Here is a 16,884-nt window from a genome sequence, read left to right on the forward strand (position 1 = left end):
TTCCTCACCCCTTACTCCCTATTTTATCATCTTTACATGAAAAAGTCTGCCGGTAGGCAGACTTTTTCGACAAGCTGCGCTGACTGATGGTGTCAGTCAGCGACTCTACCGGGCCGGGAACGTGGCTTTTGAGTAACAGCTATCAAAAGCAGCCTGTCCGGCCAGACGGTCAGGGATTGGTTCCGCGCTATGCGGATATAGAATCAGCCGTGAGCAGGTTTCTCCGGCGCAGCCGGGGCCTCCAGCTCACAGCACTCGAAAACATCATCAGGCCGAACGGTCAGCCTGTGGCTCAGATATTTTGCAATATCAAAGTAGTTCTTCTTGCTGGAATCCAGCAAGTATTTGTATTGCGGGTGCTTGGTAATATCATATTTTTCAGAGAAGAACGGTCTTACGCCCTGCACCTGCAAAATGCACTTGCTGTTGTCCATTACCGCCAGTTCGTCGGTTGTCATGAGTTCCTTCCCTAATTTTTGGTAGTTTACACCCATGCTCCGCTGGCTCCCTCTGGTGTCAGAGGTGTTATATAGATCAATGGTTTCCTTCCCTAAAGTTTCGGAAATCTCCTTTAAGGTGCTTCTTTCCTTGCCTCCGAGGAACAACACACAGGAACAGTTGCCGATAATCGTCTCCGCGTGGTCCTTATAAACGGCCTTGAGCTGGCTCTGCGTCTGGACCACGATATGGGCGGAAATTTCGCGGGAGCGAATCACGCTGATAAGATGTTGGAAGTTTGGAATCTTCTGGTTGGCGAACTCGTCCAGCAGACAGGTGACGTGGGTTTTCAACGCGCCGCCGTTCTCTAAAGCCTTGTCGCACAGGACGTTGAACATCTGTGTGTAGACCATGGCCGAGATGAAATTGAAGGTCATATCCGTATCGGAGACGATACAGAACAGCGCCGTTTTCCGGTCCCCGATCTTGTCCAGCTCCAGGTCGTCACCCTCCATAAGCTGGCGGACCTCCTTAATATCAAAGGGGGCCATTCGTGCGCCACAGGAAATCAGGATCGACTTCGCTGTTTTGCCCGCTGCCATTTTGTACTTCTTGTACTGCCGGACGGCGAAGTGATCCGGGTCCCGGCTTTCCAACTGTTCAAACATCAAATCCACGGCATTTTTGAAGTTTTCGTCATCTTCCCGCACTTCCGAGGCGTTTAACATTTCCAGCAGCGTGGTCATGTTTTTTTCTTCCTCCGGGGCCTCATACCAGATATAGGCGATCAACGCCTGATAGTACAAGGCTTCGGCTTTGGCCCAAAAATCTTCGCCGCCCTTGCTGTCCTCGCCCTTGGTGTTCTCCATAATGCAGTTGACCAGCTTCAGAATGTCGTTCTCGCAGTAGATGTATTTGAACGGATTGTACCTCATAGACTGCTTGAAGTTAATAGTATTGAGGATTTTTATAACATATCCGCCTTGTTGGAGCATTTTGCCACATTCCTTGACCACTGTACCTTTCGGGTCAGTAACAATATACGAAGCGTTCATCTGCATGAGGTTGGGCTTAATATGGAAACGGGTCTTGCCGGAGCCGGAGCCGCCGATCACCAGCACATTTTTATTGATGTTGTACTTGGGAATCTTGTTGCGGCCTACCATGACGCGCTCGGTCTGCGTCAGGAGGATATTCTGGTCAAACTTAGGGGCAATGAAGGGCTTAATGTCCTCCGCCGTGCCCCATCGTGCGGAGCCATATTCTACTCCGTGGCGGTACTTCTTGGTGTTCTTGGCCTTGATATAGACCGCCGCCCGGACACAGGCTGCGCCGATCAACCCCACAAGGAGGTCCTGGAGGTGGAAGCTGGGGAGAGGGTTGTGGGAAATGATCTCCCCCAGGCTGGAAATTGCCCCCATGCTCTTTGCCACCACATCCGCGCCAGCCGCCAGCCGGTAGCCCTCGCCCACACGGTTGAAAAACCAGAAGATGAACACATAGGGGAAATTGAGGATGAGAAACTTTTTCAAGTCAAATTTCACAGCTCATGGCCCCCTTTGTCCCTGTTCTTGGCCGTATCCCGCGCCATGTTCTTGACCGTCTCCTTGAAATGGGAGAGCTGTTGCAGCACAGAGGGCTTCTCCGGGGCCTTGCGCTGGACAGTCTTGGCGGCGTACTCGGCAAAGGCGGCTTGCATGGCATCATCATCCCGCGCTTTGAAAAAGACGTAGTATTCGCCTTTCCCCGGGTTCTTTTTCAGCGCAAAATCAATGCCATATTTTTTTGCCACACGTTCAAAGGATTTGATATTTTTCTCCGTAATATCAATACTTTTCACGCCCGTTCCCTGCCCGACAAGCTGCTTTACAGTCTGCTTGCCGTGATGGATTTTCGGATTTTGGGATTGCGCCATGTACTTCCGCATGGCCCATTTGAGCAAATCGGAGGTCAGTCTGCCGCCGGTCTTGCTCACCTTGATTGCCAGTGCTACGGATTTGTCCCGCACTTCGTCCTGCATGATGATTTACCCCCTTCCTGTACTAAAATGTTTTTCCCACCGCCTTTTCTTTCCCAGCGAGTATTTTTGCACAGGACCTTGGGCCGTTTCCTGCATGATCTCCCGTGGGCGTCCGGGCATATTCCAGGACACCCCGTCAGCCTCGCCGTGATCTTCAAATCCGCTTGCCCGCAGACTTGTTCCCGGTTCTGAAGCAAGCGTGTATGTAATGATCCGCTTATAGCCCATTTCGCGTGCAATTCTGGCACACGCTCCATATAAAATGCTGCAAGCATTACGGGTCCCATCCGTACAGACACGCCTTATTTCAATCGTCAATCCATCATCCAGTCTCCGTGCCACGGGTTGTCCAGCTATTGCAACGCCGCATAGTCTTTCGCCGTCATAGTAGGCCACAAACCACTTATGTCCATTTGTGAGCTGGTTGTGCCGATGATACTGCACTACATAGGCGTTGGCGACTTTGAGCGTGATTGGTCTTATTGTTAGAATAGAGATTACCCCGTTCTCACAAGCGGCGGCTGGTTGCATCAGCGCCCCTCATCACCCCTGGGCCGTTCTGCCGGGGCGAGCTGTTGGCGGGCCTTCTTCATAGCGGAACGCAACTGTTCCCGCACAGAGAGCTTTTTCGGCGGCTCAGGCTCCGCCAGAGGCAGGCGCTCCTTTGCCCCTGTCTCCCGCAGCAGATCGCAGATGGGAAAACTGTACTCATGGGAATTTTCCTCCCAACAGAGGCTCGCCGCCACCAGCGGGTCATTAAATTGCAGAAGGGCCTCTACCTCGGCAGGGTCAAACTGATGCACCGTTTTCAGATAGCAGTGAATTTCCGCCAAGGCTTGCAGTCCATACACTTGCACGATCTGAGGTCTGTCCGCCGTAGAAAGGGCCTTTGCGTGATTCAAGAGGCTTTCGTCCAATCTTTCCCCCAGCTTTTGCTGTGCGTCATGCTCCGCAAACATTTCCATAATAGTCAACTCCTTCCTAATCGAATTTTGATGTAGGCACGGCAATGAGAACTAAGGCGGAACCACTAGACGGCAGAGAACGTGCATCAGGCGCAGCCCTCCTTTTCCTCACGGGCAAAGCGTTCCTCCAGCCGCTCCACGCTCCAATCCTTCTTGAACTGTCCCAGGGGACCAGGGCCATACATAGCCCGTGCCCGGTTGTCCATCTCCCGCAGCCGCGCCCACAGCTCCGGGTGGTGGGTACGCAGTTTCCGCAGCTCGTCAATGCGTTGGAGGGGACAGCACCAGCAGGAGGCACGGCGGTAAATCTTATACAGTCCCCCGAAATCAAATCCTCGATTATAGCAAATCTGCAACGCCTGGGCTTCGGTGATCCCCCACTCTACCAGGGGATAGCGATTCTGCGGATCGTCCTTACAGCGGTGGGCCTCATCAGCAGCAATGCCGATATGGTGCAGAGCGTTCTTCTCTTTTTTCAGCCGGTTGACCTCTTTGGTCATCAGATGGGTTTTGAGTTGCCCGGTACACCAGCGTATCCGCATTGCGGGCCAGCCGTAGCCGGTAAGGGGCTGACCCTTGGCAATCCGTCTGGCTATGGCCCGTTCCTGCTGCATGGGGACGTCCAGCATCAGCCACTCAAAGCCGTGGGGATGGCTCAGGGTCGTGATATGGATACCACGCTCCCGGTAGAGATGTTCGTCCAGTTTGGCGATATGTGCCTCCATTTCGGGAAATTCCATGGTGGTATCCGCATAGAGAACGCAGTCAATGGGCATTTCCTTCTCGATCATCAGCAGGAGCATGGCTGTCGAATCCTTGCCGCCAGAAAGCGAGATTGAACATAAATTGTTACCGTTTTCTCCTGTTTTCGTAAAATATACCTCCTTAAACGTAAAACAAGCCCCGGAAGGAGCAAGTCCTTCCGGGGCTGAAAGTGTTATGGGATTATCCCAGGGCGGTCCACTTCTCCGTGGAGCCATTCATGCTGAAGCTATGTCCATTGGACGCTTCTACAATNTCCCAATAGTACCATGCGCCNGTGGGCACGTCGGAGAAGGTCTTGTAGCCCTTCACCACNGTGTCGGCGCTGGCGCTGCGGCCCAGGATACGGTTGACCATCACGATTGTCTCCGCGCGGGTGATGTTCTGGTCGGGCCGGAAGGTGCCGTCCTTATAGCCGTAGACCAGACCGGCCTCCGNCGCCAGATNGATGTACTTCCGCGCCCAGCTATGGGAAATGTCGGTGAAGCGGTCCAGAACGGTATTACTGCCGCTGGTATCGCAGAACCGGGAGAGGATGGTCGCCAGCTCCGCACGGGTGATATTGCGCCGGGGGCCAAATGTGCCGTCCCGGTAGCCGTTAATCACGCCCATGTTGCAGAGGGTGGAGACGGCGGTGCCGCACCACGCCCCAGCGGGCACATCCTTGAAGCGGTTGATATTCGTACCGTAGGCGGCTTTGGCCTCCGGGGTCAGGAGCCGGTAGAGGATAGCGGNAACCTCGGCNCGGGTAATATCGGCGTTGGGCGCGGCCTNGGTGGTGGTCCGTCCGGCGATATAGGCGATGTGGTCCTTCCGGTTCAGCAGGGAGAGCTTGGAGCCGGGAGTTGTCAGATCACCAATGCCGCCCGTNCNGCCGCCCTTNGNAATCGTGACCTGCTGGACNTGGGAGGCCATTTCAGAGGCGGTGGCCGCATAGCGCACCTCGTATGTGCCGGGAGCCAGTCCCCTCACGGTTTCTCCGGTGATAGCGGTCCACTTGCCGTCAGGCAGGAGCCGGTATTCCATGGTCTTATCCGTCTTGGTGAGAGCGCCGTCATTCCGCCCCTGCCGGGTTTCATCGGTATGGCCCACGCTGGGAGCCTTGCGGCGGTCGGGAATCTTCACCGTGACCGTCTCACCGGGCAGGCCGTCACCCTTGCCGGGGTAACGAATGAGAACATCCTTCCCAGCCAGATCGGATACGTCCAGAGGGTTCGGGCAGGGCTTCCAAGTCTTGCCGCCGTCCGTGCTGTACTCCATATCCGGGGTGGTGTTCAGCGTCTCATTTTTAGGGTCAAAGACCAGAATGGGAGCGCCGGGGTTCTTGGAGATCACCACGGTAACGGTCCGGCTGGCAAAGTCCTCCTTGGTGGCGGGATAGCGGAACAGAACCGTCTTGCCCAGGTAATCGGCTGTGTTCAAGAGCTTGGAGAGGGCGGTCCAGGTCTTGCCGCCGTCCATGGAGAACTCCGTACCCTTGTCGGAGCTGACGGTCTGCGCTCTGCTGTCCACCTCCACCTTGGGGGCTTCCCGGCGAACGGGAATGGTAATGCTCAAACCGCTGCTGGGGAAAGAATCCTCATTGCCATGGTTGCGGATAATGATGGTCTGCCCGGTCAGGCCGGAAACGTCCAGGGGCTTGGTGCAGGGGTTCCAGGTCAAACCGCCATCGGTGGAGTAGTCCATATCCTCGGTGGTGTCCACCGTCTCGGTGATCGTGTCCAGGGTAACGGTGGGATTCTCCGTCCGGCTGGGGATATGGACTTCCGTAATATCGCTGGCAAACTGGTCCTCGGTCGCCGCTTCCCGGACGAGAATGGTCTGGCCCGTCAGGTTGGACACATCCATATCCGGGTCACACTTGGTCCAGGTTTTGCCACCGTCCGTGGAATACTCCATACTGGTGGTAGTATTTACCGTCTGCTTATCCCGGTCAATAGTGAGGTCGGGCTTCGCACCCTTGTTGGGGACCTTCACCAGCACGGGCAGGCTGGCAAAATGTTCGGCATCGTACCTCTCCCGGACTGCCAGCTCCTTGCCGTAGAAGCTGGACGCATCCAGCCCATCAACAGGCACAGCAGCCCAGCCATTTTCCGTCCGATACTCCGGCGCGGTGCCGGAGACGGTCAGCAGCTCTGCCACACGGTCAATGTCGGCGGTGGGGGCGGCGTTCCGGCTGGGGACGGTCAGGGTGGCGCTGTTGCTGGCGTGCTTGGTGCCGTCACAGGCATAGCGCACCAGCAACGTGGCGTTGGTCAGCTCGGAGAGGTCCATGTTGTCCAGGCAGGGAATCCAGGTCTTACCGCCGTCCTTGGAATACTCCATAGCGGCGGTGCTGTCCATGCGCTCCGTGGCGTTGTCAACGGTCAGCGCGGGAGCCTCGCCCCGGACGGGGACGGTCACGGTTGTGGCCTCGCTCTTAAAGGAATCGTCCGTAGCGGCGATCCGCACCAGCAGCGTCTCGCCCTGCCGGTCCTCCACATTCTGGCTGTCCCCGCAAGGCTTCCAGGTTTTGCCGCCATCGTCGGAATACTCCATATCCTCGGTGGTGTTCATGGTGAGGTCGAAGGGATTCACCTTCACATCCGGGGCGGCGGGGCGCTCCGGTAAAACCTCCATGACCACGGGGCCGGGACTTCCAGTGCCATCATCCACCAGACGGACATAGATGGTCGTGCCGGGGATGATTTCGCCGCCGTTGGGCAGACTATCGGTCAGGGTGTAGTCCTTCCCGGCCTCCACCACATCGGGGTCGAAGGTGACGATCTCCTTCCGGTAGTCGATCTCATAGTCCAGCCCCGTGTCGGCCACGGTCCGGCCCTCCACGCTCTGGCTTTCAGAGACGGTGAGATTGTCCGTCTCCTTCATCCGCTGGGTGAAGGTGTAAACGGTATCCGGGGTCAGGCCGGTAAACTTGGGGCTGTCCTGCCAAGTCTCGCCGCCGTCCATGCTGTACTCCGCGCCGGGAACGGGGTTCAGCGCAATGGTGGTCGTTGTGCGGCGGGCGATGGTGGGGGCGGTAGTCATGGTCTGCGGAGCCTTGGAGNTGGTCATATCCGCGTAGACCTGCTCGGCGGTCAGATCGTAGCCGTCCTCGGCAACCAAGTAGAANCGAACCTTGNAAGTACCAGCGTCCACGGGGGCCTCGGAAGTCTCATAGGGCTTGCCGCTGGCCAGGGTGCCGACATACATGACGCTGACAGACTTTACACCCTCCATCTCCGTCAGAAGATTGGTATAGGGGTAGGGCTGACGGTTGCTGTTGTAGACGGTACTGTAAGCGGGCATATCCGTGTCCAGAATGTCCAAAGGCTTGTCGGTGGTCCTGCCGGAGACAGGGCGGACACCGGAGGCGGTGTGATTTTCGTCCTCGGCCATGCGGACCAGAATCGTGTAATCCTTATCCGCTTCCAGCCCGCTGAAGGTGTTGCCGCTCTGCCAAGTGGTCCCGCCATCAATGCTGTACTCCGCACCAGGGATAGCGGAGACGGTCAGTGAGTGGGAAGAACTGCTCTCCAGCGTAGCCATGGGGGTATCCTGCCCCGCCTTGCGGATGGTCAGGGTGGCGGTGTAGTCACCGGGAGCCAGGGTGTGGTTGGCGTCCGGGGAGAAAATAGCTGTTACGGCATAGGTTCCGGCGTTGGTGGGAGCGGTGGTACTCTCCACGCCGTCCGCGCCGGTGTAGGTCAGGGCAACGGAGGCCATGCCCTCAATGCCGTCCGCCCCGTGGTAACGCTGGGGCGCGCCGGTGTAGGTGACAGTCTCATCCTTCAGCACGGGCCGAACAGTCCCGGCCTCGCCGGAGGCACGGGTGATATGCAGCACCGGTGCGGGCAGGGCTTCGGGCAGTTTATAGCCCTCCGCCGCCACAAAGTCGATGTTGACCACATAATCGCCCACGGTAACGGGCGGGGTGGCAATGCCGTCATAGCCGACGATGGTCATGGAGGCGATGCCGGGGTTGGACTTGGGGAGGGTATAGGTCTGCGCGTGTCCGGTGTACTCCACCGTCTGATCGGCAAACCGCTCAAAGGTGACAACGGTTTTCTCGGTGGCCTGCATGGTGGAGGGGCCCTCTAATTCCTTGTAACAGGCGGTCTCCACCGCCTTGACCTTGATCTCATAGGCGGTGTCCCGGTTCAGGCCGGTGAAGGTGTCCGTGGTTTGCCACGTCACACCGCCGTCAATGGAGTAGGCCATACCGTCCACCACTTCAATGGTGATGGAGGAATCGGTAACGCCAGTGACCACCGGGGCCAGGGGTGTGGCGGGGGTGGCCTTGTTGATGGTCAGGGTGGCGTACTGCGGCTGTAATTCCTCGTATCCACTCTGCATGGTGTAGCTGACCTTCACATTGTAAACGCCAGGGTTCGTCGGCAGCTCGGTGGTGGGGCCGTAGGAGGTCCCATTGGTTCCAGTGAATGTCTGGACTACCTGCGTACATCCCGTGGGAACATCCACCGTCAGGGACTTCGGCGTCCCGTCATAGGTGTAGACGGCGGACTGGACCGTACCNGCGGAGGTATCCTGCCGGGTGGTGCGAATGATGGCGGAGGATGTAGGGCTTTCCTCATGGTTACGATCAGCAGGGTACTTGGCCTGAATGGTATAGGCCGTGTCTGGAGTCAGTCCCTCAAAGATGGTGCTGACCTGCCACGTTTTTCCGCCGTCAATGGAAAACACCGCCCCCGGAATGTCGGTGACGGTGATGGAGTTGGTGGCGGTATTGCTGGCGCGGGGAGCGGAGGGGGCGCTCTGCTCCACCTTTGTGATGGTCAGCGTGGAAGTGACAGGCTCCAACTGTGCCGTACCCGTCTGCATGGTAAAGCTGACGGTCACGGGGTAGGTCCCCGCGTTGGTGGGGGCGGCGGTAGTGGTCTGGCCGTCCACGGAGTAGGTCACGGTGNACTTGGTGACGTGAGAAATGGACGGGACCTGATAGGCCACAGGACTGCCGGTATATGGGCGGGTCTGCGGCTGAAGCACATCGGACAGATCGCCAGGGTCCACGGTGGTGTACTCGGTAGAGAACTGAGCGGAGGCGGCGGGAGAAACCTCATAGTTGCCGTCCTCGGTGNNCTTGAGTCGCTGATAGAGGGTATAGATCGTGCCAGCGTCCAGGTTTTTGAACACAGGACTGTCCTGCCACATCTTCCCGTCCACGCTGTACTCGGCGTTCTCTACCGTGTTCAGCGTCAGGGAGTTGGTAGCTGCCGCCGCCAGCGTGGGGGCGGGGCAGGTCTGCTCTGCCTTTTCAATCACATACTGCGCTGTCACGCCGGAGAGCTGGGGATAGCCCTGCTCCATGACAAAGGCGACGGCGGCGGTGTAGCTGCCCGCGTTCACCGGGGCGGTGGCGCTGCTGTAAGGCCGTCCGCTGTTGGCGGTCCCCTTGTAGGCCACAGCAACGGATTGGATGCCCTCCGGCAGTCNGGGCATGGGCAGATCGGTGGACTGCCCATCATAGGTCTTGGCGTAGTCATTGACGGTGGGGGCCTCCACCGAGCCATAGGTCAGATTGACCGTGGCGGTGACAGCGGGGATGTTGTCGCTGGAAAGTTGAGGAAACCCGGAGAGATTCAGCGTTCCCTGGACGGTCTGGGTCAGGACATAGGGGTCATAGTGGCTGCTGCTCCAGGTGACGGGAACGCCAGTGACGGTCTGGGCGTTGCCGGTGCCGCCCTCGGCCACAACGGAGACGGAAGCGGGCAGGCCCAGCTTATTAAATGCCGTCCCCATGGGGGCCGTCCGCACCACTTCCTCAATGCTGAGAATGGGCCTGGAAATAACGGTCACAGGGATGGTCACACGTCCACAGGAGACACCGCCCTTTTTCACCGCCGCTTGAACTTCCGTTGTCCCCGGCCTACTGGAATTGAACCCGGCATAGCTGGGGTCAATGGTCCAGGTATAAGGAGAGGTGTAGGTGCTGTTGCCGGTAGTCAAATTTACCGCTTGGATGGTATCGCCCACATAAATCCGATTAGTGGCTGGTAAAATCCAGACCAGGGAATAGACCGTGTTGGCTTTACCTTGCCCGGTCTGCCAGATGTAATTATCGTTCGTGATGGTTGCGCCAATGGCATAGATACCAGCGGCCACAGGCCGGGAGACGNGGGCGGAAGCGTCCACCGTCAGCTCCCCATTCTCCACCTTTGCCTGACAGGCGGAGAGGGCGGCGGGAATAGAAACACCATTCACGTCCCGATAGGTGACGGTTTTCCCGTCCAGAAGGCTGTTTCCGTCGTAGATTTTGTCGTTAAAGCTGGCGGTCCAGGGAACGGCCTTGGGCAGCACCAGCAGCCGCTCCGGCATTTGCAGTTCAACATGGTCATAGATGCCGCTGTCCACACTGACAATGATACTGTAGGAGCCGGGAGCGGTAACGGAAACGCGGTTTTCCAGCGAATCGCCCACATAGCGGCGGAAGGCCGGAGCCACGTTGTAAACCACGGTGTAGGCGTTCCCGCTGTACTCCACGCCGGTGGTGGTGACGGATACATAGGCGGGGTCCAGCGTAAAGGCGCTGAGAGTCAGCTTCGGAATCTCATTCCTCGCCCAACTTCCACAGTTATCGCAGGTATATTTGACATAGCCGTCCGAGGTTGCGGTGGCCTTTTTGAGATCGGTGGAAACCGTTGAGCCGGTTTTGCATGTGTGGGCCGCGCCAAGGCAGACATCATCGTTTGTATAATCCAAGAGGATATAGACCGGGTACTTGCCTGGGGCGGTATATTGTGAATCAGGCGCAATCCATGTGGTGGGGTCGTCGTCCATGGAGGAGGCGAACGCCTGGATGGGCAGCAGGGCCACGGTCATGCAGAGGGCCAGCAGCCAGCCCAGGAAACGGGTGGTTTTTATTTTTCGCATAGGCAAATCTCCTTTTCTTAAAAGTCAAATACGATGGAATAGGTAATGTTGCTCTTGTTATACATACAGTCGTGGTTGGTGTAGTAATAGAAACGCATCTGTGTATAGGTCCCCGTGGGCAGCTTGCCGGAGAGGGTCACGCCGTTGATGGTTTCCTTGTAGGCGATCTGGTCCCATCGGCGGGTACGAATGTTATAGGCTTCAATTTTGCCATAGTCGCTGCCGCTATGGCCGCTGACGGGCGGTACATCAAAGGTGTACTCGGTGATGTAGCCATAGATTGTCTCCCCATCGTCCTGGAAGCTGACGCCGGTTTCCTCGATGAAGGAGTTGGCGGAGTTCAGGGTCATGCCGCCGCCCGCGTTGTCGGCAACAAAGAACATAATAGCGGACCAAGGAGAGGCCGCACCGAAAGCATCCACCGCGCGGCATTTTACCAGATGTTTGCCGTAACCGTAGGTGGTGGTTTCCTTGTCCCTGCCCTCCCATTCGTAAGTAATGGCGTCGCCCTCCGGGTCGGTAGAGCGGGCGGTGATCGTCACCGCTTGGCTGGGCCGCACCACACCGTTGGCGGGGTTCCGGGAGATCACGGGCTTGCTGGGGGCCTGATTGACAAATTCGATGGTTTTTTCCTGCCAGGGGGAAGCCGCACCGTAGGAATCCACCGCCCGGACACGGATGGTATGGGAACCGTTCCGGGAATACCAGCCGGAGGAATTGTAATCTCCGCCCCATTCCAGCCGGACCGTATCGCCGTCTGGGTCGCTGGCGGTGGCGGAAACATTGGCGCGGAAGGTATTGCCGCTGGTCTGCCGGGTTACGCTGGCGGTGAAGCTGGTAATAACCGGAGCGTTGTTGATAAACTCAATTGTCCGGCTCTCCCAGGCGGAAACCGCGCCCCATTCATCCACCGCTCGGACGCGGATGGTGTGTGTGCCAACTTCATAATAGCCGTCCTGCTGATACTCGCTGCTCCATTCCAGATGCACAGCATCCCCGTCCGGGTCGGAGGCCACGGCGTTGAGGTCTGCGTAGAAGCGGCCATCCTTCATGTTCCGGGTGGCGTTGGCAGTAAAGCGCTCAATGACCGGAGCGGTATTGGTCACGATAATATGGACAAAACCGCTGGTCAGGTTTCCCGCGTCATCCCGCACAGTGGCGGTGATGGTATAGGTTCCTTCGGCGTAGAGGGCCAGATTGCCGCCGTCATTGGAGAGGAAGCCGGTGTTGCTGTCCAGGGTGACAGGTCTGCCCCCCAGCTTCACACCCCAGCTCACATCCAGACTGCCCGCTCCGCTGATGCCCACGGGGAACTTGGTGCCGATATGAATGGAATCAGGCGCGGTGACGGTCAGTGCGGCCTTGAAAATGATAGTGATGGACTGGCTGGCGGTGGCGGTCTTGCCGCCTAAGTCCCGGAGGGTGGCGGTCAAGGTGTACTCGCCGGGTTCCGGGAAGATCACAGTGCCGCCGCCATTGTCCAGGGTGGAGAGATCAATGATACAGGCCGCTCCGTCCTTCTGCGCGGACCATGTGATGGTGGCCCCGTCCGGGTTAAAGAGCTTATCCATGACCACGGGAACCCGGTTGCCCACATACTCCATATCCGCCATGGAGAATTGCAGGGAGCCAACGGGCAGGACAGTAATGGTGTCGCTGGCAGTGAAGGTCCGGCCCAGGCCGTCCCGCAGAGTGCCGATCAGCCGGAACTCTCCGCCCTGGGTGAACTGAATCGCCCCGCCCAGGTTGTTGAGGTCCCCGGTGACGTAGGTGGAAATGTCGGCAGGTTTGCCGTCCTTCTCCAAAGACCACTCCACAGGCAGCTCAATGTTATTGCCCAGGGTCCGCACCTGCACCGTCTCGCCGGTGTAGACTTGTTTCTCGATAATGTCCACCTGCAACTCCTGGTCGGCCAGGACCTCAATGCTGGGGCCGTCAAAGGAGAACACCCGCCCGGTGAGGTCGGTGATCTCGCAGGTGAGGGTGAACACGCCCGCGTGTTTGATACGGATATCGCCGGGAAAAGCGCCCAGGGTTCCAGCAACGTAGGTCCCCCAATTCTGACGGAGGCCGTAGGTGTCGTCGATGTGCCACTGGACGGAGGCATCCGCAATCACATTCTTGGATTCCACGGCCACGGTAAAGGTACTGTCCGTGTGGGCGTAGCTGGGCATGGTCCAGGCGATCACGGGAATGGGATAGACGGTGAAGGACTGTTCATAGGAGTAGGAACGGCCCCCGGCGTCCTTGAAGCTGGCTTTCAGCTTGTACTCGCCCGCCTGCTTGAACTGGATTTTCCCGCCGTCAGCCGTCAGTTCCCCGGTCACATAGTCGGAGACAGGGACATTCTCGCCGTTCCGGGTCAGGGACCAGCGCAGGGGATTTTCGCCCAATTCCTCAAAGCCAGTCACCAGCGTGACCAGAGAATCCGTGTGGAACATTTTCGGCAGATAGAAGCCAGACACGCCCACGGGGTAAATCTGGATAGAATCGCTGGCGGTAGTCACACGGCCCAGCTCATCCGTCACGCTGGCGGTGAAGGTGTAACGGCCCGCTTCGGGGAAGAAGCCGTGTCCGCCCTTGGCGGTCAGGTCAAAGGGCGGCATGATCTCTTTGCCATCCCGCAGGACTGTCCAGACCACTTCGTTGCTGCCCAGGTTCTCGGTGGTCAGCCGCACATCCTCCGCAGTATCGGTGTGGCTCATATCGCTGAGGGAAATTGTCAGGCCGACAACAGGATAAATGCGGATAGTCTGCTCACAGGAATACGACCGGCCCAGCGCGTCCACAGCGGAGGCGGTCAGGGTGTAGGTCCCAACTGCGGGGAATCGGGCCTTGCCGCCCAGGTTGCCGAGATCACCCAGCATATTGTCCGTCAGGGAAACCGCCGCACCGTCCTTCGTCAGCGTCCAGGTTACGTCCTGCCCCTGCAAATCGCTGGTCAGGAGGTCCACGGGAGTGCTGCTGTCCGTCCACGCAGCGGCAGGGAGGGTGAAGTCCAGGCCCGCCACGGGGTAGACCATGACCGTGACGGCGGGAGCGGCGAATACCCGCCCGGTGGGGTCCGTCACGCTGGCGGAAATGTCATAGGCCCCGGCGCTGGTGATCTGGATGGTGCCGCCGTTCTCGGACAATTCGCCGGAGTAAGCGGTGGGAGTGCTGGGGTCATTAGAGGGGGTGACGCTCCAGGCCACGGGCAAACCCGTGTCTTTGTTCAGACTGATGCTGATTGGTTCGTCTGTATGGGCGGCGGCATCCGCCGACAGGCCCAAGGAGAGGACGGGATAGACTTTAATCGTCTGTTCATAGGTGAACGCACGGCCAAGGCCGTCCGTCACGGAGGCGGTCAGGATGTTGGTGCCAGTCTGAATGAATTTCACATTTCCCCCAGCGTTGTCGAGGGTTCCGTTGATACCAGCAGAGAGGGAAACGGACTGACCGTCCACGGACAGGGACCACGCAATTTTGCTGTCTCCCACATTCTCGGAGGTCATTTTCACCTTCACCGTCTCATCCGGGTGAGAGAACTCCGGGAGCTTGAAAGAAAGACCCATAGTGTCCCATACGCTGATGGCGGCGCTGGCGATGAACGTCCGGCCCAGGTAGTCCGTCACGCTGGCAGACACGGTGTAGTTACCGGCAGCGGGGAAGGTGATCTCGCCGCCGCTGTTGGTCAGAGCATTGTCGATAGCCGCCCCATCTTCGGAAGCAACTTCCCACACTACATCCAGGTCAGTCCCGGAGAGGCTGACGGCGGCGGTCTGGTCTATGTGGGCTGTCTCCGGCGCGTCCAGGGTCAGGACAATCACCGGCCAGACCTCCAACGGCAGGGTGGCGGTGTATTCNCTCCCCAGCTCATCCGTGATGGTGGCGGTGAGGACGTATGCCCCGGCCCCGTCAAAGGTGAGCGTACCGCCGTTATCCTCCAAAGAAACGGGAACACCCTCGCCGTCACGGGTCAAGGCCCATGCAACAGTCGAGGGTGCGCCATGCTCCACGGTCAGGCTGATTGCCGCCGCTTCATCCTCATGGAGTTTATCGGTGTTTGCGGTCAGGGACAGGGGCAGATTCGGAATCACCGTGATTGCCACAGGCTCGGAAGAAAATTCCCGGCCCTGGGTGTCTTTAGCGATAGCGGTGAGAACATAGTCCCCGGCAGTCTCGAAGGTGAGTGTTCCGCCCTGATTGGAGAGAGACACAGCAGCCTCCTTGCCGTCACAGGTCAGTGTCCAGCGGACGGAATCGGGCTTTCCGCCCTCCACTGTCAGACCAATCTCTACCGTATCGTCCTCATGCACCTTGTCCACGCTGGCGGCCACGGTGGGGACGATCACCGGCAGGATGGTGATGGACTGGCTGGCGGTGTACTGCTTCCCGGCAGCGTCCGTGAGGGTAGCCGTCAGGATATATTTGCCTGTCTCGGTCAGGGCCAGAGTGCCGCCGTCCTTGGTGAAGCTGGCGAGGGGCTGGTTCGCGCCGTCCTTTGTCAGCGTCCAGACCACGGAGCCGTCCAGATCATTTTTCAGCAGCAGCTTCACATCCTCCGCCCGGTCGGTGTAGCCATACTCCGGCAGGGAAAAGGCAATGTCCCCGACAGGCAGGACCTCCACAGTTTTCTCGCAGAAGGCTTTGCCGCCGCTGTTCTCCACGGTGCCGCGCAGCACATACCGCCCAGCCTCCATGAAGTAGCAGATACCGCCGTCTTTGGTGAAGCCCTCCGGTATGGCAACAGATTTCCCGTCACGGGTCAGCTCCCATGTGACGGCATCCACGCCGGTGAGGGTAGTTTTCACAGTGATGGAATCCCCCACATACCGATACGCCGGGAGATCAAAGGCGATGGTGGGCTTATCTGCCTTGTCGGTGAACAGGACCTTGTTGCCTTTGTCCATGCCGCTGGGGTAGACGATGGCGCAGTCCTTTTCGGACAGCTCCGCAGCGGCGGCGTCAAAGACCACCTGCACCGGGCCGTCATTCCGGGGCGTTACCACACTCGCCACGGTGGATTTGCCGCTGATGTTGACGGCGGAGCCGCCCCACACCACCAGCCGCCCCTTGACGGTGATGTTGTTGAGGCCCAGGGCTTTCTCCCCCAAGCCGTTGGCGAGGATCAGGTCACTTTCAAACACAGCGTCCTTGATGTTCACAGCGCCCCGCACCAGAACCGCATCCCGGTAGGTCCCGGCGATCTCGCCGGAATCATGGACGCTCTGGAAGATGTTGCACATGATCTGTGCCATCTCTGCACGGGTGATCTTGCCCTTGGGGCTCAGCAGCCCGTCACGGTAGCCGTTGACATAGCCCCGCTCTGCCATGGCGGCAACACTGTCCGCCGCCCACGCGCCCACTTGGCCCCGGTCCGAGAACCGGGCCAGCTCGGACTGGCTGGCGGCGGGGAGGCAGACTGTCCGGGCCAGCACCACCATGGCCTGTTCGCGAGTGATATTTTCATCCGGTCCCATGCGGCTGCTGGAATACCCGGCGAAGGTCCCCATGTGGACCGCCTGGGCGATGTAGTCATGGTGCCATATGCCACGGGGAACGTCCGTGTACCGGGAGATGTCGGCGCTTTTGTAGGTGCCGAAAAGCCGGTCTATCATAGCGGCCATCTGTGCGCGGGTGAGATAGCCGTCCGGGTTCAGCTTCTCCCCGGATGTGCCCACCAGTACGCCGTTGTCCACCGCCCAGGTCAGGGCTTCATAGGCCCAATGGCCGTAGGCGTCCCCGTAGTCGGTGATCTTGTTGGTATTGGCGGCGTGGGCGTTGACCGCTAAAAGGCTAACCATCATGACCGCTGCCAGGAACAGAGAAAAGAATCCCTTTAGATTG

7 protein-coding genes are annotated in these 16,884 nt (G+C 58.6%); all 7 read right to left on the reverse strand.

The genetic code is table 11. The features are described from left to right. Positions 1-203: 203 nt before the first annotated feature. Positions 204-1,982 (reverse strand): VirD4-like conjugal transfer protein, CD1115 family, encoded by a 1,779-nt coding sequence (locus JX325_RS05080; RefSeq protein ID WP_204790081.1) that lies wholly within the window; start codon positions 1,980-1,982, stop codon positions 204-206. Continuing rightward, positions 1,979-2,458, reverse strand: coding sequence for a PcfB family protein (locus JX325_RS05085; RefSeq protein WP_204790082.1), 480 nt, complete (start codon positions 2,456-2,458; stop codon positions 1,979-1,981). The genes JX325_RS05080 and JX325_RS05085 overlap by 4 nt, the downstream gene beginning before the upstream one ends. Before the next feature lie 6 nt (positions 2,459-2,464). Continuing rightward, on the reverse strand, positions 2,465-2,989 hold the full coding sequence (locus tag JX325_RS18630; RefSeq protein WP_366140820.1) for an XF1762 family protein: 525 nt from the start codon (positions 2,987-2,989) through the stop codon (positions 2,465-2,467). Next, the gene (locus JX325_RS05090) at positions 2,989-3,423 is read right to left on the reverse strand and encodes a hypothetical protein (protein WP_243413932.1); all 435 of its coding nucleotides are present in this window, start codon (positions 3,421-3,423) and stop codon (positions 2,989-2,991) included. The genes JX325_RS18630 and JX325_RS05090 overlap by 1 nt, the downstream gene beginning before the upstream one ends. An 86-nt stretch (positions 3,424-3,509) precedes the next feature. Then, positions 3,510-4,259: a phosphoadenosine phosphosulfate reductase family protein gene (locus JX325_RS05095; RefSeq protein WP_279380508.1), complete on the reverse strand. Its 750-nt coding sequence runs from the start codon at positions 4,257-4,259 to the stop codon at positions 3,510-3,512. A 109-nt stretch (positions 4,260-4,368) separates the two neighbouring features. Next, positions 4,369-11,055, reverse strand: a complete 6,687-nt coding sequence (locus tag JX325_RS05100; protein ID WP_204790084.1) for an S-layer homology domain-containing protein — start codon at positions 11,053-11,055, stop codon at positions 4,369-4,371. A gap of 17 nt (positions 11,056-11,072) precedes the next feature. Beyond that, positions 11,073-16,844 carry an S-layer homology domain-containing protein gene (locus tag JX325_RS05105; protein WP_204790085.1) on the reverse strand — a complete coding sequence of 1,924 codons (5,772 nt, stop codon included), beginning with the start codon at positions 16,842-16,844 and terminating at the stop codon, positions 11,073-11,075. Between the last annotated feature and the right edge of the window lie 40 nt (positions 16,845-16,884).

Origin of the sequence: Oscillibacter sp. CU971, from assembly GCF_905219725.1 — a bacterium.
GTDB lineage: Bacteria > Bacillota > Clostridia > Oscillospirales > Oscillospiraceae > Oscillibacter.